We start from the raw sequence: 22,948 nt of genomic DNA, 5'->3' as shown, positions 1-22,948 counted from the left end.
TTCACGGGGTGCTCTTTCTCGCCTACTGTGCGGTCATCATCGCCGTCGCCTCGGGCCACCACTGGCCGGCACGCAGGACGTTGCTGGCGCTCGGCGCGTCCGTCCTGCCCGTCGCCCCCTACTTCGTCGAACGCCGATGGTTGCAGGCGCCGGCAACGAGCCGCGCCCAGACCGGAGGAGCGGGCGGTTCCACCGCGTCAGCCCCGGAATCGGCCTTCTGAGCCGGCCGACGGCACGCTCAACCCGACCCGACTGAATGGCACAAATACCCCAATAGGCTGTCAACAGGATTGATACTCCAATAGCTTTCATATCGGACATCGTGCACGCGCACGACACGCCGGGTCCGAATGCGTGGAGATGGGGCCTGTCCGTGCCACCGTCAGGGAAGTCGGGATGGGATGAGAGGGTCCGTGATGTCCACACGTGCCCTTCTGCCGTGGGTGTGCCCTGGGGAGTGGTGTCCGGATGGAACAGGTCCTTGTGGGCGGTGACGGGCTGACCCTGCTGATGTGCCCGCAGTGCGGCGACGAGCGCGGTTTCGAGCAGCCACCGTGTTGCGACGGGCACGGCGCGGACTGCCCCGACCGTGCCTGCGTCGACTGCGGAACAGCCGTATGCGTCAACCCGGGGCAGGCGGACTTCCCGGCTCCACGGGCGCGTGTGGAGGTGCCGGGACCGTCCGGCGGATCACCGCTCCAACAGCAATTGTGCCATGTCGCCTGATCGGTCGGCCGGTCCCTGTCGACCGGTCCGCACCCCGATCGCTTGTCCCGGTGCCCACGCTCCGTCGCGCGCCCGCGGTCAGGACGTCCTAACGTGACGTCCATGGGCGCATCGCTGTCTCCGGACGGCGTCCCGTCTGTCTTCGTCGCAGCCACGGCAGCGCTACGGGACGCGTTGGGCCGAGTTCGCTCGGAGGTCGCGGTACATGAGCTTCAGGCACCGACGAAGCTTGCGCCGTATGCGTTCGCGGTCGCCGGTGGGCTGTCACGGGACGGCGACGAGGCGGCCTCGGGCCGCCTGATCCTCCTGTTCGATCCGGCCGGGCACAGCGCCTGGGAAGGCACGGCGCGGTTCGTCTGCTACGCCCGTGCGGCGGTCGATCCCGAGATCGCCGCGGACCCGTTCCTGCCCGAGGTCGTCTGGTCGTGGCTGCATGACGCGCTGGAGGCCAACCAGGTCGGGTACCGCGCGATGGGTGGCACCGTGACCATCACGAACTCGAAACGGTTCGGCGTGCTGGCGGCGGACGGCGACAACTCGGACGTGGAACTGCGATGCTCGTGGTCGCCGGACTGGGCCGAAACAACCGCCGGCTGCAGCCACCGCGCGTGGCGGCCTACCGAGGCGGTGGCCCACCTCCACTCCTTCGCCGACCTGCTGGCGGCCATGGCGGGCCTGCCGCCGCGGGTCTGCGGAGTGGTGCCCCTGCCGTCCCGTCGCGGCTGAGGTCGACCCCGGACACCCGCGATCCCATCGCCACCGCAAATCCCACCACCGCCACCACAAGGAGCAACCGTGACCTTTTGTCATTCGCCTCACTGTCCACTCCACCGTCCGCCCCTGCATCGCACCGTCTGAACACAATGCGTGCTCGTATGGTTCTCCACGGTGAAAGTAGGCCCCTGATCCGAGGCAAACCGCCGTCCTCGGCCAATCTGGTCGGGTCCTCTGCGCCCGACCGGCCTGCTCGGGCGCTGTTCGCGACGTACCATCGCCGATCGTGACGTCGACGGTTCCGGACTCATCCCACCAACTCGGCCAAGGTCCAGACGGCAGCGCGGAACAGGCCCGCCCGTTGCTGGAACCCTCCGAGGGCATACCTGCCGTCATCGTCGACCAGGCGGCGCTGCTCACGGCCGTGGCACAGCTGGCTGCCGGCACAGGCCCGGTCGCCTTCGACGCCGAACGGGCCTCAGGCTATCGCTACAGCCAGCGGGCCTACCTGGTCCAGGTACGCCGCCGTGGCTCGGGAACCCACCTCATCGACCCGATCGCGCTCACCGACCTCACCTGCGTGCAGGACGCCATCGGTGACGCCGAATGGGTCCTGCACGCGGCCAGCCAGGACCTGCCCTGCCTGTCCGAGGTCGGCCTGCGTCCGCGCAGGCTGTTCGACACCGAGCTGGCCGGCCGGCTGCTGGGCTACGAACGGGTCGGGCTCGGGATCATGGTCGAGAAGATACTGGGTTTCACCCTGGAGAAGGGGCACTCCGCCGCCGACTGGTCCACCCGGCCGTTACCCGAACCGTGGTTGCGCTATGCCGCGCTCGACGTCGAGCTGCTCGTCGAACTGCGCGACGTCCTGGAAACCGAACTGGAGGCGCAGGGCAAGCTGTCGTTCGCCCGTGAGGAGTTCGCCACGATCGCGGCCGCTCCCCCGCGTGAACCACGACCGGACCTGTGGCGGCGCACCAGCGGGATCCACCGGGTCCGCAACCGGCGCCAGCTCGCCGCGGTCCGCTCGATGTGGACGGCCCGGGACCGGATCGCCCGCGAACGCGACGTCGCGCCCGGACGCGTGCTCCCGGATAGTGCGATCATCGAAGCGGTCCTGGCCAATCCCGCGGACGTCGAGGCCCTGACCCGGTTGCCGATCTTCTCCGGCCCGCGTCTGCGCCGCAGCGCGCGGACCTGGTTCACCGCCCTGCGGGAGGCCGCCGGACTGCCCGAGGACACCCTGCCCATGCCCGCCGCGGCCGGCGGTGACACCCTGCCCCCACCGAGCCGCTGGGCCGACCGCGATCCGGTAGCTGCCGCCCGCCTGGCCCAGGTGCGGGCCCGTCTCGCCGCGATCGCCGCCGAACGGACCATGCCGGTGGAGAACCTGCTGGAACCGGCCCTCGCCCGCAGACTCGCCTGGTCACCACCCCAGCCGGTGACTGTTGAGCTGGTGGCCGGGATGCTCCGGGACGGCGGCGCCCGGCCCTGGCAGGTGGCACTCACGGCTGGACCGGTCGCAGACGCCCTGACCGAGCCAGCGCAGGCGGAATCACCAGCGGCAGGGGTGCAGCAGACGGCGTCCCAGGATGCGGGATCACCGGAGACGCCGTCGCGACCGGACGTCCCGGACGTCCCGGACGTCCCGGACGAAGGTGCGTAGCCGGTCGCGCCTGTCGGGGTCAGACAGGGTTACCCATGGGTAACCTTCTGCCGTAGGCTGACCGTGTCGGCGGTCACGTCGACACCGGTACCGTCCTCCCGGTAGATCGCCACCCGTCGCGCGCGCTTCGCGGGCGTGACAGGCCCCCGTTTCGGTAGCGACCTGCCGGGTTCCCCCGGTCAGGAGGCACAATGTTCCTAGCTGCCAGGGACTCCGTCCGCGACGTCGTGTTCGTCGATGGCGTCCGTACCCCCTTCGGCAAGGCCAAGGGGGTCTATTCCGAAACACGATCGGATGATCTCATCGTCAAGGTCATCCGCGAGCTGCTGCGGCGCAACCCGTCACTACCGGCGGAACGGATCGACGACGTGGCGATCGCCGCAACCACGCAGACCGGCGACCAGGGCCTGACCATCGGCCGGGTCGCGGGCATCCTGGCCGGCCTGCCGCAGTCCGTGCCCGGCTACGCCATCGACCGGATGTGCGCCGGCGCGGTCACCGCCGTCACCACCACCGCGTCCGCGATCGCCATCGGCGCCTACGACGTCGCGATCGCCGGCGGCGTGGAGCACATGGGCCGCCATCCCATGGGCGAGGGGGCCGATCCCAACCCCCGCTTCGTCTCCGAGAAGCTCATCGACACGTCCGCGCTGGTCATGGGCCAGACCGCGGAGAACCTGCACGACCGCTACCCGAAGATCACCAAAGCGCGGGCGGACGCCTACGCCTTGGCCTCCCAGCAGAAGGTGGCCAAGGCATACGCCAACGGCCAGATCCAGCCCGACCTCGTCGCGGTCGCCGCCCGCCATGCCGACAGCGGCTGGGAGCTGGTCACCACCGACGAACCACCCCGCCCGGACACCACTCTGGAAGGCCTGGCGGGCCTGAAGACCCCGTTCCGGCCGCACGGCCGGGTGACCGCGGGCAACGCCGCCGGCATCAACGACGGCGCCACCGGCTGCCTCCTCGCCGCCGCGGAGGTCGCCGAGGAACTCGGCCTCACCGCGAAGATGCGGCTGGTCGGTTTCGGTTTCGCCGGCGTCGAACCGCACGTGATGGGAGTCGGCCCGATCCCCTCCACCGAGAAGGCGCTGGCCCGCACCGGCCTGTCCATCGGCGACATCGGGCTGTTCGAGCTGAACGAGGCGTTCGCCGTCCAGGTACTCGCCTTCCTCGACCACTTCGGGATCGCCGACGACGACCCGCGGGTGAACCCCCTGGGCGGGGCAATCGCGCTGGGGCATCCGCTGGCATCCAGCGGCGTCCGGCTGATGACACAGCTCGCGCGCCAGTTCGCCGAACGCCCCGACGTCCGCTACGGGCTGACCGCCATGTGTGTGGGCTTCGGCATGGGCGCGACCACCATCTGGGAGAACCCGCACTTCAACGGTGACAACGGTGACGCGCAGGCGTCCGACCGGACGGGAGAAGCCCGATGAGCGGCAGGACTCAGACGGCGGCCCTCGACTTTCCCGCCGAAGTGGTGACGCATGCCCACGTCCGCTACGTGACCCTGCCGGGCGTGGCCGGGCCGGTCGCCCTCGTCACCCTGGACAACGCTCTGGACCACACCCGCCCGTCGACCTTCGGGCCCGCCGGGCTGCGCAGTCTGCTCGCCGCCGCGGACGAGATCGAGGCGCACACCCCGGCCGTGTCGGCGATCGCCGTCACCGGCAAGCCGTTCATCTTCAGCGTCGGCGCCGACCTTGCCTTCCGGTCGTCGCTACGCGACCCGGAAGCGGCCCGGGCCGGTATCCACGCGATCGGCGAGCTCGGGCACGCGGCGTTGCGCCGGATCGGCGAGGGACGCCTGGGCGACCGCAAAGTCCCCACATTCGCGCTGGTCAACGGCGCGGCCATGGGCGGCGGCCTGGAAGTGGCACTGCACTGCGACTACCGTGCGCTGTCCTCGGACGTCACCGCACTGGCGCTGCCGGAGATCTTCCTCGGGCTGCTACCCGGCTGGGGCGGAACCCAGCTGCTGCCGAACCTCGTCGGCGCGGACCGCGCGGTCACCATCGCCATCGAGAACCCGCTGAACCAGAACAGGATGCTGCGCGCCGCGCAGGCGTTCACCCTTGGTCTCGCGGACGTGCTGCTCGAGCCGGCGGACTTCCTCGAAGAGGCGCTGCGCTGGGCCGGTCGCGTCATCCGCGGCGAGATCGACCCGGCGGCGGCCCGGGCGCCGGTGCAGCGCGGCCAGGCCTGGGCGGATGCGGTCGCCCGCGGCCGGGCCCTGGCCGACGCCAGGCTGCACGGTGCCGCCCCGGCGGCTGACCGGGCGCTGGACCTGATCGCGCTCGCCGAAACCGCCGACCGGGACACCGGCTACGCGGCCGAGACCGAGGCGCTGGCCGACCTCGCCGTCAGCGAGGAGCTGGCCGCCAGCCTCTACGCCTTCGACCTGGTGCAGAAACGGGCGAAGCGTCCCTCCGGCGGACCGGATGCGGCCCTGGCCCGGCCGGTGACCAAGGTCGGTGTGGTCGGTGCCGGGCTGATGGCCAGCCAGCTCGCGTTGCTGTTCGCGCAGCGCCTGGAGGTTCCGGTGGTGCTGACCGACATCGACCGGGCCCGCCTCGACGCCGGCCTCTCCGCGGTTCACCGTGAGATCGACAATCTGCTGGCCAAGAAGCGGATCTCCCCGGACAAGGCGTCCCGGTTGCACAGCGCTGTGACCGGCTCCCTGACCAAGGACGCGTTCGCCGACGCCGATCTCGTCATCGAGGCCGTCTTCGAGGATCTGGCGGTCAAGCAGCAGGTACTCACCGAGCTGGAGGCGGTCGTCAGCCCCGAGACCCTGCTGCTGACCAACACCTCGGCTCTGTCGGTCAGCGACATGGCGTCGGTGCTGGCACACCCGCAGCGGGTCGCGGGGCTGCACTTCTTCAACCCGGTGGCGGTCATGCCGCTGGTCGAGGCGGTGCGCGGCAGGCAGACCGACGACGCCGCGATCGCGACCACGCTCGCGGTCGCGAAACAGCTCAGGAAGAACGCGGTGCTCACCACGGACACACCCGCGTTCGTCGTCAACCGCCTGCTCACCCGGTTCATGGGCGAGGTGCTGGCCGCCATCGAGAACGGCACCCCGGTGGACGAGGCCGACCAGGCCCTCGTGCCGCTCGGTCTGCCCATGTCCCCGCTGGTGCTGCTCGGGCTGGTCGGCCCCGCCGTCGCCCTGCACGTCGCCGAGATCCTGCACACCGCCTACCCGGACCGCTTCGCCGCGCCTGAGGGTCTGGCCCGCCTGGTGGCCGCCGGCAAGACCAGTGTCTACACGTGGGGCGCAGACGGGCAGCAGGTCGACCCCAGCGCCGCCGAACTCATCGGGGTCGCGGCAGGCGGTGACACCCCGGTTCTGACCGGCGATCAGGTGCGGGAGGCGTCCCTGGCCGCGCTCGCCGAGGAGATCCGCGTCCTGCTCGACGAGGGCGTGGTCGCCGAGGCCTCCGATGTCGACCTGTCCCTGCTGCTCGGCGCGGGCTGGCCGTTCCATCTCGGTGGCATCACCCCCTACCTGGACCGCACCGGCATCAGCGAAAAGATCACCGGCCGCCGGTTCACCCCACCCGGCGTGGCAACCCTGTCCTGATTCGTCCCGGCCCGGTCGGTGTCCTCCCGACATCGACCGGGCCCACCCATTACCAACTGTCTGCTCGCGGGCCCTTTCCCCCTCGCCGTCTGCCTGCCCCAGATGTCCCGCTCCGCCAGGCACTCGGGTCCGGCGAAACCTGTCGGTGGTGACTGGCAGCATGGCCGGCATGGTCAACTGGAATGATGTGGAGGCTGCGGCCCCGGAACTCGCAGCGGCAGTCAAGAGCCGGTTCGAGGCGTACGGGCTGGCAATCCTCGCTACCCTCCGGCGCGACGGCTCGCCCCGGGTGAGCGGAGTCGAGCCGCTGTTCGCGCTCGGCAAGCTGTGGCTCGGCATGATGCCCGACTCACGCAAGGGAATCGACCTGTTACGAGACCCGCGATGCGCCCTGCACAACGCGACAACGGACAAGAACGTCACCGAAGGTGACGCGAGGATCAGCGGGAAGGCGGTCATGGTGACCGATCCGGAAAGCCTTGACGCCTATCGCGCGGCCTGGGCCGCATCTGCGTAGATTCCCGTGCCCGAGCCGTTCACTCTGTTCAGGATCGACGTTACCGAGCTTGTAATGATCGGCGTCGCCGACAAGGAGCTTGTTGTCGACTTCTGGCGGGAGGGAGGCCCACCCACGCGGACGACCCGAAAATAGGCAGCCGGCGGAGTAAACCGGCTCTCCGGCGCCTGCTCAGCCCGAGGTGCGGTTCGGCTCGGGCTGTGACGGGATGGCTTCCGGTGGTGAGAGATTGCCGTTGATGGCATCTCTTGGCCGCAGAGCCATGCCGACCCCCGCCCACACCAGGTCGGCCACGGTCGCGAACAGCCGGATGATCAGAGCGAGCACGGTCGCCGGGCCGGCCGCGAGCGCCGGCGCCAGCGTGAGAACCAGCACCGCCTCGCGCACACCCGCGCCGGCCGGGAGCACCAGCACGAGGAAACCGGCTGTCCAGGCGAAGGCGTACCCACCCACCGACAGCAGCAGCAGAGGCGCGCCGTGCACCGACGGCGTGAGGTCACGGGCGAGCAGCCAGGTTGCCACACCGAAAAGCACGAAGCCTGCCAACAGCCAGCCAGCGGCAGCCAGCACGTGGCGTCCGCTCGGGGGCTGTTCCAGCGGCGGGCGGCGCAGCAGCCGGAACGCGAACGCCAGCAGCGCGGACAGCACCGGCGGATACAGCACGACCGCGAACACCGGGACGGCCACCAGCACCAGGCCGTAGTGACGCAACGCGCTCGCCGACACGAACGGCAGGGTCACCGCAGCGGTCATACCGCCGCAGGGAACCGCCAGAGCCAGCACGATCAGGCTGGCGGACGCGGCCTTCGGCCGGGGCACACCGTGGCCCCGGGACAGCTCCATCTGCGCCAGCACCGGCCACACGCTGCCGGGGACGTATTTGCCGACCTGCCCGACGAAGAAGATCTGTACAGCAACCCGCAGGGGCAACACCACGCCGAGCGCCGCCAGCAGGGCCCGCCACGACAGCACGGTCGTACCGACCGCCAGCACCGTGACGAGACCGGACGCGACCACGCCGAACACGGTCAGCTCGCCGAGCGACGCACCGACGGTGTTCCACTGGCTGACCATGGCGACGGCGAGCAGCCCCGTCGCGACCAGCAGCGCCACACGCACCAGCCATCGGCGCGCATCCCGATGGCGGCCCGCATCTGGACGGCGGCCCGGCTCCGGCTGGCAGCTCGGCTCAGCCGGACGGCTGTCCGCAGTCGGCCGACCACGGACGTCAACAGGCCGTGTCCACCGCACCACCCCAGCCTAGAGGCCTGGGACCTCGGGCCTCTGGCGACCCGGGGGCCCTGGGCTTCCCGCAGCGCGAAAGGGACATGACCACGCCGCCTTTGACCCTGTAGGCGGCGCATAAGAAGCATGATCGAATATTGATTCGAATCATGAAAGTGAGGAGTAGACGGTCGTTACAGCAGCCGTTTTCGTACTCAATTTCTTGATCAAAATAGGGCGTGTGGTTAGTTGATCCGCACTTTGAGACCCGGCCCCTGGTCGGATGCAGCCAGCCGGGCTCACTGGCGTCCAACCGCTGGCAGGCCGCGAGCAAGGTGCGCAGAGCCAGGTCCAGAGGGCTCGGGCACCTATGTGGGCGTCCGAGCCCTCTGGACCGTGACGGGCTTACTGAGCTTGTTGGAGACCACCAGCCCGGTACGGCCGCCGGCCCACAGAACCCGCCGGAAGCCGCAGCGATCCGGATGCGGATCCGGACGCAGGGCCGGCCAGAAGCGGATCAGCTGGGCCAGAGCCGGATCAGAGCTGACCCGCGGCGGTCTCCTCCTCGGCCTCGCCATCGAGAACCGGCGCGCGACCGGCGACCATCTCGACGATCCTGCGGGCGAGCTCCTGGGCGGACAGGCCGATGTCGGCCATGACCTGGTCACGCTTGCCCTGGTCGAGGAAGGTCTGCGGGATACCGAAGTCCCGCAGCGGCACGTCCACGTCGGCGTCCCGCAGCAGCTGCGCGAACGTCGAGCCGACCCCGCCGACCCGGCCGTTGTCCTCGACCGTGACCACGAGCGAGTGCGCCCGGGCCAGGTCGACGAGCACCGGGTCGAGCGGCTTGACCCACCGCGGGTCGACGACGGTGATCCCGATGCCGTGGCTGGCCACCCGCTCGGCGACCTGCAGGCAGGTCGCCGCCATCGCGCCGACGGCCACCAGCAGCACCTCCCGGGTCGGGGTGACCTCCGGCGAGCGGTAGAGGACGTCGACCGACCCGACCCGTTCGATCGCGGGAATGTCCGGGTTGACCTTGCCCTTGGAGAACCGCACCACCGACGGCCCGTCGGTGATCGCCAGCGCCTCCCGCAGCTGGGCGCGCAGGGTGGGTGCGTCCCGCGGCGCGGCCAGCGACAGCCCGGGTACGAGCTGGAGGAAGGACATGTCCCACATGCCGTTGTGAGAGGGCCCGTCCTCGCCGGTGACACCGGCGCGGTCCAGGACGAAGGTCACCGGAAGCCGGTGCAGGGCGACGTCCATCAGCACCTGGTCGAACGCACGGTTGAGGAACGTCGCGTAGACGCACACCACCGGCTTGAGACCGCCGAGTGCCAGGCCCGCGGCCGAAGTCACCGCATGCTGCTCGGCGATGCCCACGTCGAACACCCGGTCCGGAAACGTCGTGGCGAACTTCTGCAGGCCGACCGGCTGCAGCATGGCGGCCGTGAGCGTGACCACGTCCGGGCGTTCGTGGCCGAGCTGGACGATCTCGTCGGAGAAGACGTTCGTCCAGCTCGTTCCGCCGCCGGCGGCCGTGGGCTTGCCGGTGCTCGGATCGATCACTCCGACGGCGTGGAAACAGTCGGCGTCATCCTGCTCGGCGGCCGGGTAGCCGAAGCCCTTGCGGGTGACACAGTGGACGATGACGGGCCCGCCGAAGTCGCGGGCGCGCCGCAACGCGGTCTCCACCGCGTGGACGTCGTGCCCGTCCACCGGCCCGACGTACTTCAGGCCGAGGTCCTCGAACATGCCCTGCGGCTGGACGACGTCCTTGATGCCCCTCTTGATGCCGTGCAGGGCGTCATACAGCGGCGGGCCGACCAGCGGGGTGCGGCCCAGGACCTGCTTGACGACGTCGAGGACCTGCTCGTATTCGGGAGCAAGCCGCAGCGAGGCCAGATGGTCGGCCAGCCCGCCGATCGTCGGGGCGTAGGAACGCCCGTTGTCGTTGACAACAACGATCACCGGACGGTCTGCCGCGGCGATGTTGTTCAATGCCTCCCAGCACATGCCACCGGTCAGCGCGCCGTCACCCACGACCGCCACGACCGACCGGGACTCCCCGCGCAGTGCGTACGCCCGCGCCAGCCCGTCGGCGTAGGACAGCGCTGTGGAGGCGTGGGAGTTCTCGATGATGTCGTGCGGCGACTCCGCCTGGCTGGGATATCCGGACAGGCCACCGCGCTGACGCAGGTCCGTGAAGGCGTCCGCACGGCCAGTCAGGATCTTGTGGACGTACGCCTGGTGACCGGTGTCCCACAGGATCCGGTCGTGCGGCGAGTCGAACACCCGGTGGATAGCCATGGTCAGCTCGACGGCCCCGAGGTTGGGCCCTAGATGACCACCTGTGCGAGCCACCGCGTGGATGAGAAAGTCACGGATCTCCGCCGCCAGAGCGGGGAGGTCCTCGGCTGCAAGTTTTTTCAGATCGTGCGGATTGCGAACGGTCGACAGAAGCGACACTGGCACTTCCTCTCCGTGCACTCCCTCCCCCCTTCGTGAGGGGATCCGGCCCCGGACGGGCTCAGTCTACGCAGGTCAGCGGATCATTCAGGGTCACGGAGCGGACATGTGAGCACGTTCCAAACAGGCCACAACCGGGGCAGTTGGCGCCTACGATGCGCGGTTCGCTCCGCTCCACGGCTACGCCGGAGCGTGCGTGCCCCGTTCTCCCCCGGGCGTGTTCACCAGGATCGCCACGCACTCCACGTGAGCGGTCATCGGGAAGAGGTCGAACGCTCTCAGCGTGACAAGTGAGTAGCCCTGCGCGGCTGCCACGGCGAGGTCACGTGCGAGGGAAGCCGGATCGCAGGACACGTACGCGACGGCCCGCGGGCCCAGAGCCAGCAACGCCTGCATCACGGCCCGCCCGGCGCCCGCGCGGGGTGGGTCGAGAACCGCGACGTCGGCACCGGTGGCGGCCAACCCACGCAGGGATCCCGGCGAGACCCGAACGCCCCGTAGCGACACCTGAGGCAGGTCGGCGAGGCTGCGCGCTGCCGACGCCACCGCCGATGGATCCGACTCCATCGCCACGACCGTGCCGCTCGGGCCGACGGCTTCCGCGAGCGCGGCGGCGAACAGACCCGCGCCGGCGTACAGATCGAGTGCGGTCTCCCCCGCACGGGGTGCCAGGCCTACAAGCACCGCCTCCACCAGCACCTCGGGCGCACCAGGGTGAACCTGCCAGAACACCCCGGGGCCGAGCCTGAACCGGCGATCGCGCACCACCTCGACGATCTCAGTCTCGACTTCAGAACCAGAGCTGGAGCTGGAGCTGGAGCTGGCGGATGGTCCCGGGAGCTGGGTGACGACGGCGGTACCGCTCGACATACTCGCGGCGACCTCGACCTCGGTCTCACCGGCGTCGCGCACCGGGAAAACCCGGTCGGCGACCGCCGCGCGCACCAGCGGATGGGCGATCCGGCAGTCCGCCGCGGGAACGACCTCGTGCGAACGGTGGCCACGCAGCGCGACCGCACCCTGCTCGGTCAGCACATACCGCATCCGGGTCCGCCAGCCCAGGCCCTCGTCGGACCGGTCCGACGAGGACGGCGAACCCGACAGCGAACCCGGCTGCGGCGCGCCCGGTGACGACACGTCCGGTGACGACACGTCCGGTGACGACACGTCCGATGGCGGCACGTCCGGCGGCAGCCCCGCTGGTAAGGCCTCCACCGCCTCGACCTCGACCGGGCAGTCCAGCCCCGCCAGGCGGCGCAGCTGCTCGCGGACCACCTCCGCCTTGAGCCGCCGCTGCGCAACAAGGGAGGCGTGCTGCCAGTCGCATCCCCCGCAGCGCCCGGCCCCGGCGTGCGGGCACGGCGGGACGACACGCTCCGGTGAGGCGCGCAGCACCTCGACGGCGTCCGCCCGCCAGTACCTGTCGTGTGAGGTGTCGGTCAGGCGAGCCCGCACCCGCTCACCGGGCAGGGCATGGCGGACAAAGACCACCCGGCCGTTGTCATGGGCCACACAGCTCCCGCCGTGCGCCACCGACCCGACCTCGACCTCGATCACGTCCCCGGTCACGTCCCCGATTTCGATCATCTCCCGGGGCTGTCGAGGACCGTTCCCTCGATGACCGGCCCTTCGCCGGACGCACCGGCCGTGGCGCCGTCACGCCCGTCCGCGGCAGACTGGCGCGGCGCCAGTCGCCGCACGATGGCGAAGGTCGCGAGAATCGCCACGCCGAACAGGGGCAGACCGAGAGCGAGGTTGGCCGCGCCGAGCCAGCCGGGCTCGCCGGCCAGGTACAGCAGGCCCTGGACGGCGAAACGAACAACGAAGACCGCGATCCAGACCAGCGTCGCCCACAACGCGGCACGACGGGTGTCGGCATGCTGACGCCAGCCGGCGTAGCGGGCGTCCATCGCCGCCATCACATAGCCGGCAAGCGGGCGGCGCGCCAGCAGCGACAGCAGACCGACGGCCGCGAACGCGGCGTTCTTGGCGATGCTGGGCAGGAAGAAACCTTCGGCGCTGTGCGTACGGGATGCAACGAAAGCGGCCACAGCAACCGCGAACAGACCGGAGAACGCCTGCTGAACCGGCTCCCGCCGGACCATCCGCAACACCACGAGAACAGCAGCGACGGCGATCGCGACCGCAATACCCGCGGCCAGCCCGGCCTCGGCGTTGACGGTGACGAAGGCGACCGTGGGAATGGCGCCGTCGACCATCCCTCGGACGCCACCCACGGCCTCGGCCAACGATGCCGGTGGCTGCCGCGGCGACATGCGCCGGTCGCGGCTGGACGCGCTCACGCGGCGGCGGGCGACACGGACGACAGCGCGTGTCGCGGGTCTGCGGTCGCGAGGCGACTGCCGGAGTTCATCATCATGACAACTGCCTTCACTGGTGTATGCCACCTGGAATCGGCGTAAAGCAAACCGGTGTAACACCCGGGCAACGAACCAGCCCGGCCCGGTGTGCCCGATTCCCGCTGGTGGGACGCTGGGAGCCGGGTATCGGCAGGGTCCTCAGCGCTCCCAGGACCCATGCCTCCGGCGGCGCGAGAAAAACATGATCGCGTCGCCTTTGGCCCTTCAACGCCCCGGCACCCTGACACGCCCTAACCGACTTCAACCGACTTCAACCGACTTCCGCGATCCGCACACCCGGAGCCGGCATCCGAGCCGCCGTCACCGCGACACCGGGCGTGGCGTCACGCGGATCCGGATCGAACGGGTCGGCCTGATCGTCCGAGCCGTGCGGATCGGTGACCTCCCTGGGCAGCTTCAGCGGCAGCGGGTCACGCAGCGGCATCGCATGGTCGCCGCGCACCACCACCAGCCGACGCAGCGCCTCCGCCAGCAGCGGGGCGGCGGCGGGGTCGAGCGCGGCATAGCCGGTGAAAACGACCCGCAGGAACCAGCGCGGGCCGTCGATCCCCACCATGCGACCGGGCATGAACTCCCCCGGCGTACCGGTCGGCAGTTGCAGGCGCAACTCGCTTCCGTGGAGTCCGCCGGTTTCCTCGGCCGCTCCCGCACCGGCGCGCAGGGAGTCCACGATCTCGGCGCGCACCTCGTCCCACAGGCCGATGCTCTTCGGCGCGGCAAAGACTGACAGCTCCATCCCGCTCTGCCCGTCCGTGAGTGTCACCGTCAGCAACTGCCCGGACGCCTGGTCGATCTGGAACTGCACCTGGACCCCGTCGATCACCGGGATCCGCAACGACCCCAGATCGAGCCGCCGGACGTGGTCGGCCGGGGCACGGTCGGCGTCGTAGGGGCCGTCGCGATCGATGCCTGCCTGGTCGTGCCCGGTCTCGTCGCGGTCGTCCCGGGGCTCCTGTGGATCCCGCCAGCCACGACCGGCACGCCTACGACCGCGCCGGAACACTTCGACCACTTCCTGTTCTCACGATCAGCTTCCCTGTCGTCACAATCGGCTCCTCACGCGTGATGGTCTGGCATCCCCGGCGGGGTCGGGCGGCACCGGTGGCGGTACGCCGGCCCAGGCCCGGACCGGACCTCGGCGCCGGACCCGCAGCCGGGGTCAGGCAAAACCGCCGGTCGACCCGAAGCCGCCCACGCCACGCACCGTCGGGGGCAGCTCGGCGACCTCCTGGAATGCCGCACGCTCCACCCGCTGAATGACGAGCTGAGCAATCCTGTCACCACGGCGCAGAACCACCGTCTCGTGCAGGTCGGTGTTGACGAGTACGACCTTGATCTCACCACGGTAACCGGCGTCGACCGTACCGGGCGCGTTCACGATGGACACGCCGTGGCGTGCCGCCAGCCCACTGCGCGGATGCACGAACGCCGCATACCCTTCGGGGAGCGCGATGGCGATCCCGGTCCCCACCATGGCGCGTTCACCCGGAGCAAGCGTGACGTCCTGCGCCGCGACAAGGTCCGCACCGGCGTCGCCGGCATGGGCGTAGACCGGCAGCGGGAGATCCGGGTCGAGCCGGTGAACCAGCACCCCCACCAGGTCGAGTCCGGTGGCGGTAAGGGTCGTGGTGAGATTGTCCGTTGCGGTCATGAGTCCCTCGTGGTCCTGGCAGATGCGGGCCGCCGCCGGCGACGTGCCGAAGCACGGCGAGGCGCCGGACTAACGGCATACCGAAGACTAGCTGGCCGGAGAGTGCGCGATCATGGCTGTCCTCGGGCGGATCGGCGGATCGGCGGATCGGCAGGGAAACTCGGGCGTCAACGGACGATCGGTGACGGACGGGCGCGAGTAGTGGCCAGCACGGTGGATACTGACCGACATGTGCTACGAGGAACGGCTGGCCGTGCCACGGCTGTGGCACGTCTGGGCCGTGCTCTGCGCCGGCGTCTTCGGAAGCTACTTCACCGTGTACACGGACTCCGCCGGGATCCGGGTCTCCGTCTACGCCGGCATGTTCGCCGGGATGGAGGTGGCGCTGTGGGTCCTCGGGCGTGCACGGTTGACGGTGACCGAGGAGACGGTGACCGCGGCCGGGCGGGTGCTTCCCCGTGACGGCGTGCGCGAGGTCGCAGTGTGTTCCGACATCCGCACGGTGCTGGCTCCGGGGGTCTACGCCGTGACCAGACCCTGGATACGCACAGGCGCATGGATACGCACGGTGAGCGATGCGTGGGTGGTGTCGTGCAGACACCCCGACGAGTTCGTGGCGGCGATGGATGTCTCCGGCCGCGCACTGACCAGCACTGACAACGGGTAGTCGTCAGTAACAGCTAGCTGTCAGCAACGGGTGCTGTCAGCCGGACGGTCTTCGGGGACCTGGGCCTGCGGCGACGGGAGCAACATGATCCCATCACCGTTGGCCCGCGAGGGCATTTTCACTAACGGGGGTGCGGTAGTGGTCCGACCGGTAGCGAAGATCGGCTGGAAGATCGTCGGAGGCGCGGCGGGAGCGGTAGCCGGGTCGGTGGCGAGCAGGGCCGTGACCCTGGCCTACAAGAAGATCCGTAAGTCGGACCCGCCGCGCAGCCCGGCGCATCCCGACACGGCCTGGGCGGACGCGATCAGCTGGGCGGCGGCGTCCGGGGTGGCGGTCGGCGTCGGGAAGATCACCGCTGAGCGGGTGGCCGCTCGCAGGTGGATGAAGGCGACCGGGTCGCTGCCGCCGGGTATCCGTGAGCGCGAGTAGCCCACTGCCGGCAGGCGGATAGCTCGACTCCGGCAAGCGGCCGGCAGGCGGCCGTACCCGACGGGGCGGCCGTACCCGACGGGAAAGTCACGCCCGCAGGCGATCCTCGGGCTCGATCAGAGACCATCGGGGAAGATGAGGCAGGGCCGGTCGTTGCCTGCCGTCCACGCGGGACGTGGCGTCACCCGAAGGAGATATCCGTGGCTGTCTATGCACTCGGTGACCGGGTACCCCAGATCGACCCGTCCGCCTACGTCCACCCGGACGCGACCGTGATCGGCAAGGTGACCATCGGTCCCGAGTCGACGATCTGGCCGGGCGCGGTGCTACGGGCCGACTACGGCGAGATCCATATCGGTGCCCGCACGTCCGTGCAGGACGGCACGGTCGTGCATGCGACCGCCGAACTCCCCACGGTCATCGGTGACGACTGCGTCATCGGGCACATCGCGCACCTGGAAGGCTGCACCGTCGAGAACGGGTCACTGGTCGGTTCCGGCTCGATCGTGCTGCACAGGGCCGTGGTGGGCCGCGGGGCGCTGGTCGGGGCGCAGGCGCTGGTCGGCAACAACGTGCAGGTGCCGCCGCGGGCGCTGGCGGTCGGAGTCCCCGCGAAGATCCGCCCGGACGCGGTGACGGAGAACGCCTTCGCGGCCGGGGCGGCGATGTACACCGCCAACGGCAAGCGCTACCGCGAGGAACTCCGCCGCATCGACTGAGCATGCGCTCCGCTCGCACTCCTTGATCGACACTCCTTGTCGCCGGGCGCTTCCAGTCGCGGTCGGGCGGCGGGATCAGTCGCGGTCGGGCGGCGGGATCAGTCGCGGTCGGCCGGGGGGATCAGTCGCGGTCGGCCGGGGGGTCGGCGGCGAGCAGGTCGTGCAGCTCGTCGAACAGGGCGGGCGGGGCCGCGATAGCAAGATCATTTGATATCGGCCGGTCGTGCAGACCGCCGACCCGCAGACCGGCCTCGGTCGCGACCAGCGCCCCGGCGGCGTGGTCCCAGGGATGCAGGCCGCGCTCGTAGTAGGCGTCCACCAGGCCAGCCGCGGCGGCGCCGAGGTCCAGCGACGCCGCGCCCATCCGCCGAATGTCGCGTACCCGTGGCACGACCCGGGTCAGCACCGTCACCTGGGCGATCCGCCGTTCGACCGTATACCCGAACCCGGTCGCGACCAGCGCGTGGGCCAGGTCCGTGACAGCCGAACCGGCCAGCGGCACACCGTTGCGGGCCGAACCGTCCCCGAGCGCTGCGGTGTAGGTAACGCCCAGGGCAGGCGCGTGCACGACCCCGGCGACCACCTGCCCGTCGACCTCGACCGCGATCGACACCGCCCAGTTCGGCAGGTTGTAGAGGAAGTTCACCGTGCCGTCCAGCGGATCGACGATCCAGCGCACCCCGCTCGTGCCCGGGTCGTCGGCCCCCTCCTCGCCCAGCAGACCGTCGCCCGGACGCACCTCGCGCAGCCTGCCCGCGACCAACTCCTCGGACGCCCGGTCGAGCGCGGTGACGACATCCGTGGGGGACGACTTGGTCGACTCGGTCACGACATCACCGGTTCGGCCCCGCAGCAGCAGGTCTCCGGCCTCCCGGGCGACGTCGAGCGCGAGCGCGAGCAGATCCCGAGGCTGCGGTCGGTCGGCCGCCTGAGTGGGGGCCGCGACAGTGGGGGCGGTGGAGGCAGTGTCCTGTCCGGTGTCATGCACGGGATACATCCTGCCAACACCGTCTGCCCGCCACCTGCCCGCCACCGCCGGCTGCCCGCCGACACGATCCCACCGCCGGAGAGCACCAGGGCGGGCCTCAGCAGGACGCGGGCCTCAGCAGGACGCGGGGACCCCGCCAGGACGGGGACCAGCAGGGACGCGGACCCGAGAAGGATCATGCAAAAGGCCCTGCGAAGCCCACGCCGGAGCCCACATCACCCGACCCGTAGGATCGTTACTTGTGGTGACAGAAGAAGGCAGGAACCAGCACGGCTCAGACAGCCGGGAGCAGTCCGCTCCCGAGCGGTCCATTTCCGAGCGTTCTGTTCCAGAACGGCCCACTCTCGACGGCGTCGAGGCACGATGGTCGACCGTGTGGCAGGAGCAGGCGACCTACCGGTTCGACCGGACCGCCGATCGGGCACGGGTATACGCGATCGACACCCCGCCCCCGACCGTTTCCGGGTCGCTGCACGTAGGCCATGTCTTCTCCTACACGCACACCGACATCATCGCGCGCTACCAGCGGATGCGCGGCCGTGAGGTCTTCTACCCGATGGGGTTCGACGACAACGGCCTGCCGACCGAGCGCCGGGTGCAGAACTACTTCGGCGTCCGCTGCGACCCGTCGCTGCCCTACGACCCGGATTTCACCCCGCCGGACAAGCCCGGCAAGGAGCAGATCCCGGTCGGCCGCCGCAACTTCGTGGAGCTGTGCGAGCGGCTGACGATCGAGGACGAGAAGGTCTACGAGCAGCTGTGGCGCCGTCTCGGCCTGTCCGTGGACTGGTCGATGACCTACGCGACCATCGATGCCCGGTCCCGGGCGGTGGCGCAACGGGCCTTCCTGCGCAACCTCGAGCGGGGTGAGGCATATCTGGCGGAGGCGCCCACCCTGTGGGACGTGACCTTCCGTACCGCGGTGGCGCAGGCCGAGCTGGAGGACCGGGACCGTCCGGGCGCCTACCACTCGCTCGCGTTCGGCCGCGCTGACGGCTCCGGGCAGGTCGTCGTCGAGACCACCCGGCCGGAGCTGCTGGCCGCGTGCGTGGCCCTGGTCGCACATCCCGACGACGAGCGCTACCAGCCGCTGTTCGGCTCCGCGGTGCGCACTCCCCTGTTCGACGTCGAGGTGCCGGTGCTGGCGCACCGCCTCGCCGACCCCGAGAAGGGGTCGGGCATCGCGATGATCTGTACCTTCGGCGACCTGACCGACGTCACCTGGTGGCGTGAGCTGCGGCTGCCCACCCGTGCGGTGATCGGCCGGGACGGCCGGCTACTGGCCGACCCACCCGAGGCGATCACCTCGGAGTCGGGCCGGGCCCACTACGCCGACCTGGCCGGGCGCACCGTGCACGCCGCCCGCGAGCGGATCGTGGCGCTGCTGCGCGAGGGCGGGGCGCTGCTGCGCGACCCGCGGCCGATCAGCCATCCGGTGAAGTTCTACGAGAAGGGCGACCGGCCGCTGGAGATCGTCACGACCCGCCAGTGGTACATCCGCAACGGCGGACGGGACGAGACCCTGCGGGCACAGCTACGTGCCCGTGGCAGCGAACTGCACTGGCATCCCCCGCACATGCGGATCCGGTACGAGAACTGGGTGGACGGGCTCACCGGGGACTGGCTGATCAGCCGGCAGCGTTTCTTCGGAGTGCCGTTCCCGGTCTGGTATCCGCTGGACGACGCCCGCATTCCACAGTACGACCGGCCGATCGTTGCCGACCATGCGGCGCTGCCGGTCGACCCGTCCAGTGACACCGCACCCGGGTTCGGCGAGGACCAGCGCGGAATTCCCGGTGGTTTCGCCGCCGACCCGGACGTGATGGACACGTGGGCGACGTCGTCGCTCACCCCGCAGATTGCCGCCGGCTGGGGCAGCGACGACGATTTGTTCGCCCGGGTTTTCCCGATGGATCTGCGTCCCCAGGCACATGAGATCATCCGGACCTGGCTGTTTTCGACCGTGCTGCGCAGCCACGCCGAATTCGGCACGCTGCCGTGGACGAACACGGCCATCTCCGGGTGGATCCTCGACCCGGACCGCAAGAAGATGTCGAAGTCCAAGGGCAACGTCGTCACCCCGCTGGACCTGCTCGAACAGCACGGTTCGGACGCGGTGCGCTATTGGGCCGCCTCCGGCCGGCCGGGCACCGACACCGCCTTCGACGTCGGCCAGATGAAAATCGGGCGCCGGCTGGCCATCAAACTGCTCAACGCGAGCCGGTTCGTCCTCGGTCTCGGCGCGGTCGAGGAATCCGGCGCGGTCGGTGAACCGCTCGACCGGGCGTTGTTGGCGGCACTCGCTGACGTGGTGGACGCGGCGTCCACGGCCTTGGACGGCTACGACTACACCCGCGCGCTCGAACTCACCGAGTCGTTCTTCTGGCGGTTCTGCGACGACTACGTCGAGCTTGTCAAAGGACGCGCGTACGGCTCGTTCGGCGAGCAGGGTGCGGCGTCCGCGCGGGCCACCCTCGCCATCGCCCTGTCCACGGTGCTCTCGCTGTTCGCGCCGTTCCTCCCCTTCGTCACCGAAGAGGTCTGGTCGTGGTGGAAGCCCGGTTCGGTGCACCGCTCCCGCTGGCCGGAGGCGGGTGAGCTGCGCAAGGTCGCCGACAACGGCAACCCGCGCCTGCTCGAGGCGGTCAGCACGGCGCTCACGGCGATCCGGCGTTCCAAGTCGGAGGCCAGGGTGTCGATGAAGGCGGAGGTGGCCTCCGCCCGGGTCAGCGGGGACCCCGACCTGGTGGGTCTGGTCGAGGCTGCCGCGGCCGATCTGCGCAGCGCCGGCAGCATCGCGGCGCTGACCTTCACCCAGGACACCGGTGAGCTGGCCGTCGACGTCGTCCTGGCCGGGTGACCACTGCGGTGGTCCTGGCCAGCCGATCATCCCGGTGGCCCCGGCCGGGACGACCCGCTCCGGCCAGTCCGGCCAGGATGAGCGGCTCCGACCGAAGGGATATCCCTGCTCCGCTACCCGGCGTAGTTGACTACCCCGTGTAGCGGACGCCGGTGACGGTGAAGCGCTCGACCCCGTGTAGGTGGCCGCCGGTGGACGCGACCACGACGAGGCCCTGACCAGGCCGTGCGCTGATCTTCACGTTCGCCGTCCAGGTCGAGTTCTGCCCGCCCGCGGGCAGGCAGCAGTACTCCCCGACGACCTGGCCGCCGGATCCCGCTGCCGGCCGCACCTGCACGTGGATGCTTTCGTCGATACCGGTGATCCGGCCGCCGGCCGTCAGCGACGCCGTCACGCTCGCTCCGTAGGCCGGCTGGGTGAGTGAGAAGGTGGTGTCGTCGGTACCGACGACCTCCCACGGTGCGTCACCGCCGGAACCGAACCGGGCGAGATGGACGACGGCCGCGACACCGGTACGCCCGCCCTCGGTGGCGTAACCGACCTGTATCCGGGCGTCGTCACCGGTCACCGTGCTGGCAAGCGTCCGGTCGATGTCGGCGAAGCCGAGAAAGTCGCGCGCGAAGGACAGCGCGGTAGCTGCCGGGTCGAGATGCCACGGCTGGTGCCCTTCCGGACTGCTGCCCGTCTGCCACGCCCGTGCGTCCGCGACGCTGGCAAAGGGCCACAACGGCTGGTACGGGAAGGGCGCCGCGCCCGCGGTAGCGCCAGGCGCCACCGATCGCTGAGGCTGGCCGGTCCCGGTCTGGCCGGTCCCGGTCTGGCCGGTGGCCTCTCCGACGGATGCGCCGGCGTATGGCGGCACCTGCGCGGACCCCGTGTCCGTGTCCGTGCATCCGGTCAGTACCAGCAGAGCCGCCATGAGCAGCGTCCCCGACAGGACTGCCGGGAACGCGGGCCCACGCCTGCGGCGCCCTGTGGACGCGCGCCTGCGCGGCCCGATTGCGCCGATCACGGCGATCGTACGGACGACCTGTGACGCCGAGACGTTCATGGCCCCTCCCCGAGGTTGCCTGTCTCAGCGGAGGTTAACGCCGGCTATGTCATGTGCATGTCGACGCCGCGTACGCGCCGATGTCATATACGCGTCGATCGGCTCGCCCCATGGCACCTCGGCCGTCCCGCCGCGGCCTGGCGCACCGGGCGGATCACGGTGTAGGCGTCGACGTCACCCGATCGGCAACGGCATGTGCGTACACGATCACGTTCTTCAGATAGTGGTGGGTTTTCTTGTCGAAGGCACCCCCACAGGTGATGAGCCGTAGTTCCGGCCGATCGGCCCTGCCGTAGACCTGGTCCGCCGGAAACGCATCCTTCAAGACCTCCTGAATACGGTCGACCGTGAATCGCACAACCGTCCCGTCCGCCAGGTTCACCTCGATGGCGTCCGATTTCTTGAGTTTCTCGATCCGGTAGAAGACCGCCGGTCCGGTCGTCGAGTCGTAATGACCGACAAGTACGGACGCGCCGACGTCACCGGGCCGCGGCCCATATTTATACCAACCGACGTCAGTCCAGGAGGTCGGCACTTCGAGGGTTCCGTCCGCATTGAGCCCGACCGGCCCGACCGGCGCGGACGTGCCCAATGCCGGAATACGTAGAAAAGTCGGCTGGCTGTTCTGGTGCCGGGCTGTAGCGGCCGAACCCCGCGGAGCCGCAACCGATGGCGCCGACCCTGCGTCAGTTCCCGTCGTGGCTGTTACCTCGGGCACGCCGACCAGTTTCCCATATTCGGACGAAACAAGCTTCTGACCACTCAGGCCGATCAGGAGAATCCCGGCCAGAACCAACCATCGTGATGGCCGGAAGACCCCCGGTTTCCTCGTAGCCATATCGCGTTCCACGCCTTCCCCTGAACATCAAATGGCTATGGTGTAGCCCGCGGTAACAATACCGCCGCAGTACGAGAGAAGAGGAAAGGTCATGACGCACAAAATCGGCCGGGGCGTGGTGATGCTGGCCATGTCAGCCGTCACCGGGCTCTTCGTGGGACTTAACCCCACAGCCGCGTTTGCGGACGGCCCGTCGGATTCCGGCTCTTCGTCGACGTCCGGGACAGCCCAGCAGGAGGGCGGGCAGTCCGGGAACGGCGGCGAGGCGAGCACGCCCACCAACCAGACGACTGGATGGCCCCAGCTGCCAATCCAGTTGCCGACCCAGTGGCCGATCCCGCAGCTTCCCGGGCAGAATGCGGGCCAGCCCTCGCAGTCCTCGGGCAGCTGGTCCAGTGCGAGCCCGACAGAGTCACCGAGCTGGTCATCCAGCCAGGCGCCGAGCCAGGAGTCGGGCCA

General features: G+C 70.0%; 22 protein-coding genes. 12 read left to right on the top strand and 10 right to left on the bottom strand.

The features are described 5' to 3' along the window. The 8 genes from CV1CTNOD_RS08725 to CV1CTNOD_RS27305 all read left to right on the top strand — a co-directional run. A partial coding sequence (locus CV1CTNOD_RS08725) for a DUF3817 domain-containing protein (protein WP_131785647.1) occupies nt 1-221 on the top strand: 221 nt, incomplete at its 5' end. A gap of 247 nt (nt 222-468) precedes the next feature. Further along, on the top strand, nt 469-726 hold the full coding sequence (locus tag CV1CTNOD_RS24570; RefSeq protein ID WP_165036562.1) for a hypothetical protein: 258 nt from the start codon (nt 469-471) through the stop codon (nt 724-726). Nucleotides 727-828: 102 nt separating this feature from the next. Continuing rightward, on the top strand, nt 829-1,452 hold the full coding sequence (locus CV1CTNOD_RS08720; protein ID WP_165485391.1) for a DUF3000 domain-containing protein: 624 nt from the start codon (nt 829-831) through the stop codon (nt 1,450-1,452). Between the two features lie 274 nt (nt 1,453-1,726). Further along, nucleotides 1,727-3,106: a ribonuclease D gene (locus CV1CTNOD_RS08715; RefSeq protein WP_131785627.1), complete on the top strand. Its 1,380-nt coding sequence runs from the start codon at nt 1,727-1,729 to the stop codon at nt 3,104-3,106. A gap of 191 nt (nt 3,107-3,297) precedes the next feature. Next, nucleotides 3,298-4,545, top strand: a complete 1,248-nt coding sequence (locus CV1CTNOD_RS08710) for a thiolase family protein (RefSeq protein ID WP_131785626.1) — start codon at nt 3,298-3,300, stop codon at nt 4,543-4,545. After that, complete coding sequence (locus tag CV1CTNOD_RS08705) at nt 4,542-6,695, top strand: 3-hydroxyacyl-CoA dehydrogenase NAD-binding domain-containing protein (protein ID WP_131785625.1); 2,154 nt, start codon at nt 4,542-4,544, stop codon at nt 6,693-6,695. The genes CV1CTNOD_RS08710 and CV1CTNOD_RS08705 overlap by 4 nt, the downstream gene beginning before the upstream one ends. 148 nt (nt 6,696-6,843) lie before the next feature. Then, the gene (locus CV1CTNOD_RS08700; RefSeq protein WP_207386272.1) at nt 6,844-7,212 is read left to right on the top strand and encodes a pyridoxamine 5'-phosphate oxidase family protein; all 369 of its coding nucleotides are present in this window, start codon (nt 6,844-6,846) and stop codon (nt 7,210-7,212) included. Between the two features lie 6 nt (nt 7,213-7,218). After that, nucleotides 7,219-7,347 carry a hypothetical protein gene (locus tag CV1CTNOD_RS27305; protein ID WP_278043881.1) on the top strand — a complete coding sequence of 43 codons (129 nt, stop codon included), beginning with the start codon at nt 7,219-7,221 and terminating at the stop codon, nt 7,345-7,347. Nucleotides 7,348-7,383: 36 nt separating this feature from the next. Here CV1CTNOD_RS27305 and CV1CTNOD_RS08695 read toward each other — a convergent pair whose 3' ends face one another. From CV1CTNOD_RS08695 to dut, 6 genes are all read right to left on the bottom strand, one after another. Then, nucleotides 7,384-8,325 carry a lysylphosphatidylglycerol synthase domain-containing protein gene (locus CV1CTNOD_RS08695; protein WP_431607092.1) on the bottom strand — a complete coding sequence of 314 codons (942 nt, stop codon included), beginning with the start codon at nt 8,323-8,325 and terminating at the stop codon, nt 7,384-7,386. Nucleotides 8,326-8,973: 648 nt separating this feature from the next. After that, complete coding sequence (gene dxs / locus CV1CTNOD_RS08690) at nt 8,974-10,905, bottom strand: 1-deoxy-D-xylulose-5-phosphate synthase (RefSeq protein ID WP_131785624.1); 1,932 nt, start codon at nt 10,903-10,905, stop codon at nt 8,974-8,976. Between the two features lie 180 nt (nt 10,906-11,085). Further along, nucleotides 11,086-12,492: a class I SAM-dependent RNA methyltransferase gene (locus tag CV1CTNOD_RS08685; protein WP_131785623.1), complete on the bottom strand. Its 1,407-nt coding sequence runs from the start codon at nt 12,490-12,492 to the stop codon at nt 11,086-11,088. Beyond that, a complete protein-coding gene (locus CV1CTNOD_RS08680) occupies nt 12,489-13,181 on the bottom strand; it encodes a DUF3159 domain-containing protein (RefSeq protein WP_131785622.1) in 693 nt (230 codons plus the stop codon). The genes CV1CTNOD_RS08685 and CV1CTNOD_RS08680 overlap by 4 nt, the downstream gene beginning before the upstream one ends. Before the next feature lie 355 nt (nt 13,182-13,536). Beyond that, nucleotides 13,537-14,289: a DUF3710 domain-containing protein gene (locus tag CV1CTNOD_RS08675; protein ID WP_131785646.1), complete on the bottom strand. Its 753-nt coding sequence runs from the start codon at nt 14,287-14,289 to the stop codon at nt 13,537-13,539. A gap of 156 nt (nt 14,290-14,445) precedes the next feature. Beyond that, nucleotides 14,446-14,937, bottom strand: a complete 492-nt coding sequence (gene dut, locus CV1CTNOD_RS08670; protein ID WP_131785621.1) for a dUTP diphosphatase — start codon at nt 14,935-14,937, stop codon at nt 14,446-14,448. Between the two features lie 229 nt (nt 14,938-15,166). On the opposite strand from dut, the gene CV1CTNOD_RS08665 reads away from it, so the two are divergent. The 3 genes from CV1CTNOD_RS08665 to CV1CTNOD_RS08655 all read left to right on the top strand — a co-directional run bounded on the left by CV1CTNOD_RS08665 (nt 15,167) and on the right by CV1CTNOD_RS08655 (nt 16,752). Then, complete coding sequence (locus CV1CTNOD_RS08665) at nt 15,167-15,604, top strand: DUF3093 family protein (RefSeq protein WP_131785620.1); 438 nt, start codon at nt 15,167-15,169, stop codon at nt 15,602-15,604. A 138-nt stretch (nt 15,605-15,742) separates the two neighbouring features. After that, entirely contained in the window at nt 15,743-16,033 is a 291-nt protein-coding gene (locus CV1CTNOD_RS08660; RefSeq protein ID WP_131785619.1) for a DUF4235 domain-containing protein, read from the top strand. A 200-nt stretch (nt 16,034-16,233) separates the two neighbouring features. Continuing rightward, complete coding sequence (locus tag CV1CTNOD_RS08655; protein WP_165485390.1) at nt 16,234-16,752, top strand: gamma carbonic anhydrase family protein; 519 nt, start codon at nt 16,234-16,236, stop codon at nt 16,750-16,752. 121 nt (nt 16,753-16,873) lie between these two features. Here CV1CTNOD_RS08655 and CV1CTNOD_RS08650 read toward each other — a convergent pair whose 3' ends face one another. Further along, a complete protein-coding gene (locus tag CV1CTNOD_RS08650; RefSeq protein ID WP_431607090.1) occupies nt 16,874-17,749 on the bottom strand; it encodes an inositol monophosphatase family protein in 876 nt (291 codons plus the stop codon). Between the two features lie 301 nt (nt 17,750-18,050). On the opposite strand from CV1CTNOD_RS08650, the gene valS reads away from it, so the two are divergent. Beyond that, nucleotides 18,051-20,600 (top strand): valine--tRNA ligase, encoded by a 2,550-nt coding sequence (gene valS / locus CV1CTNOD_RS08645; protein WP_131785644.1) that lies wholly within the window; start codon nt 18,051-18,053, stop codon nt 20,598-20,600. 130 nt (nt 20,601-20,730) lie between these two features. Here valS and CV1CTNOD_RS08640 read toward each other — a convergent pair whose 3' ends face one another. The 3 genes from CV1CTNOD_RS08640 to CV1CTNOD_RS24565 form a co-directional block, all read right to left on the bottom strand. After that, nucleotides 20,731-21,651, bottom strand: coding sequence for a hypothetical protein (locus CV1CTNOD_RS08640; protein ID WP_131785617.1), 921 nt, complete (start codon nt 21,649-21,651; stop codon nt 20,731-20,733). Between the two features lie 154 nt (nt 21,652-21,805). Beyond that, entirely contained in the window at nt 21,806-22,489 is a 684-nt protein-coding gene (locus CV1CTNOD_RS27300; RefSeq protein WP_131785616.1) for a class F sortase, read from the bottom strand. Between the two features lie 27 nt (nt 22,490-22,516). Continuing rightward, nucleotides 22,517-22,948: hypothetical protein (locus CV1CTNOD_RS24565; RefSeq protein WP_165485388.1), on the bottom strand; the 432-nt coding region annotated here is incomplete at its 5' end.

The sequence above is a fragment of the Protofrankia symbiont of Coriaria ruscifolia genome (assembly GCF_900634745.1).
Lineage (GTDB): Bacteria > Actinomycetota > Actinomycetes > Frankiales > Frankiaceae > Protofrankia > Protofrankia californiensis.
Note: the sequence above shows the minus strand (reverse complement) of the source record. Positions and strands in the feature narration are given on the sequence as shown.

Coding starts and splice junctions, on each gene's coding strand:
- CV1CTNOD_RS24570 (WP_165036562.1), top strand. CDS start 469: ATGGAACAGGTCCTTGTGGGCGGTGACGGGCTGACCCTGCTGATGTGC.
- CV1CTNOD_RS08720 (WP_165485391.1), top strand. CDS start 829: ATGGGCGCATCGCTGTCTCCGGACGGCGTCCCGTCTGTCTTCGTCGCA.
- CV1CTNOD_RS08710 (WP_131785626.1), top strand. CDS start 3,298: ATGTTCCTAGCTGCCAGGGACTCCGTCCGCGACGTCGTGTTCGTCGAT.
- CV1CTNOD_RS08705 (WP_131785625.1), top strand. CDS start 4,542: ATGAGCGGCAGGACTCAGACGGCGGCCCTCGACTTTCCCGCCGAAGTG.
- CV1CTNOD_RS08685 (WP_131785623.1), bottom strand. CDS start 12,492: ATGATCGAAATCGGGGACGTGACCGGGGACGTGATCGAGGTCGAGGTC.
- CV1CTNOD_RS08680 (WP_131785622.1), bottom strand. CDS start 13,181: ATGTCGCCGCGGCAGCCACCGGCATCGTTGGCCGAGGCCGTGGGTGGC.
- dut (WP_131785621.1), bottom strand. CDS start 14,937: ATGACCGCAACGGACAATCTCACCACGACCCTTACCGCCACCGGACTC.
- CV1CTNOD_RS08665 (WP_131785620.1), top strand. CDS start 15,167: ATGTGCTACGAGGAACGGCTGGCCGTGCCACGGCTGTGGCACGTCTGG.
- CV1CTNOD_RS08650 (WP_431607090.1), bottom strand. CDS start 17,749: ATGTATCCCGTGCATGACACCGGACAGGACACTGCCTCCACCGCCCCC.
- CV1CTNOD_RS08640 (WP_131785617.1), bottom strand. CDS start 21,651: ATGAACGTCTCGGCGTCACAGGTCGTCCGTACGATCGCCGTGATCGGC.
- CV1CTNOD_RS27300 (WP_131785616.1), bottom strand. CDS start 22,489: ATGGCTACGAGGAAACCGGGGGTCTTCCGGCCATCACGATGGTTGGTT.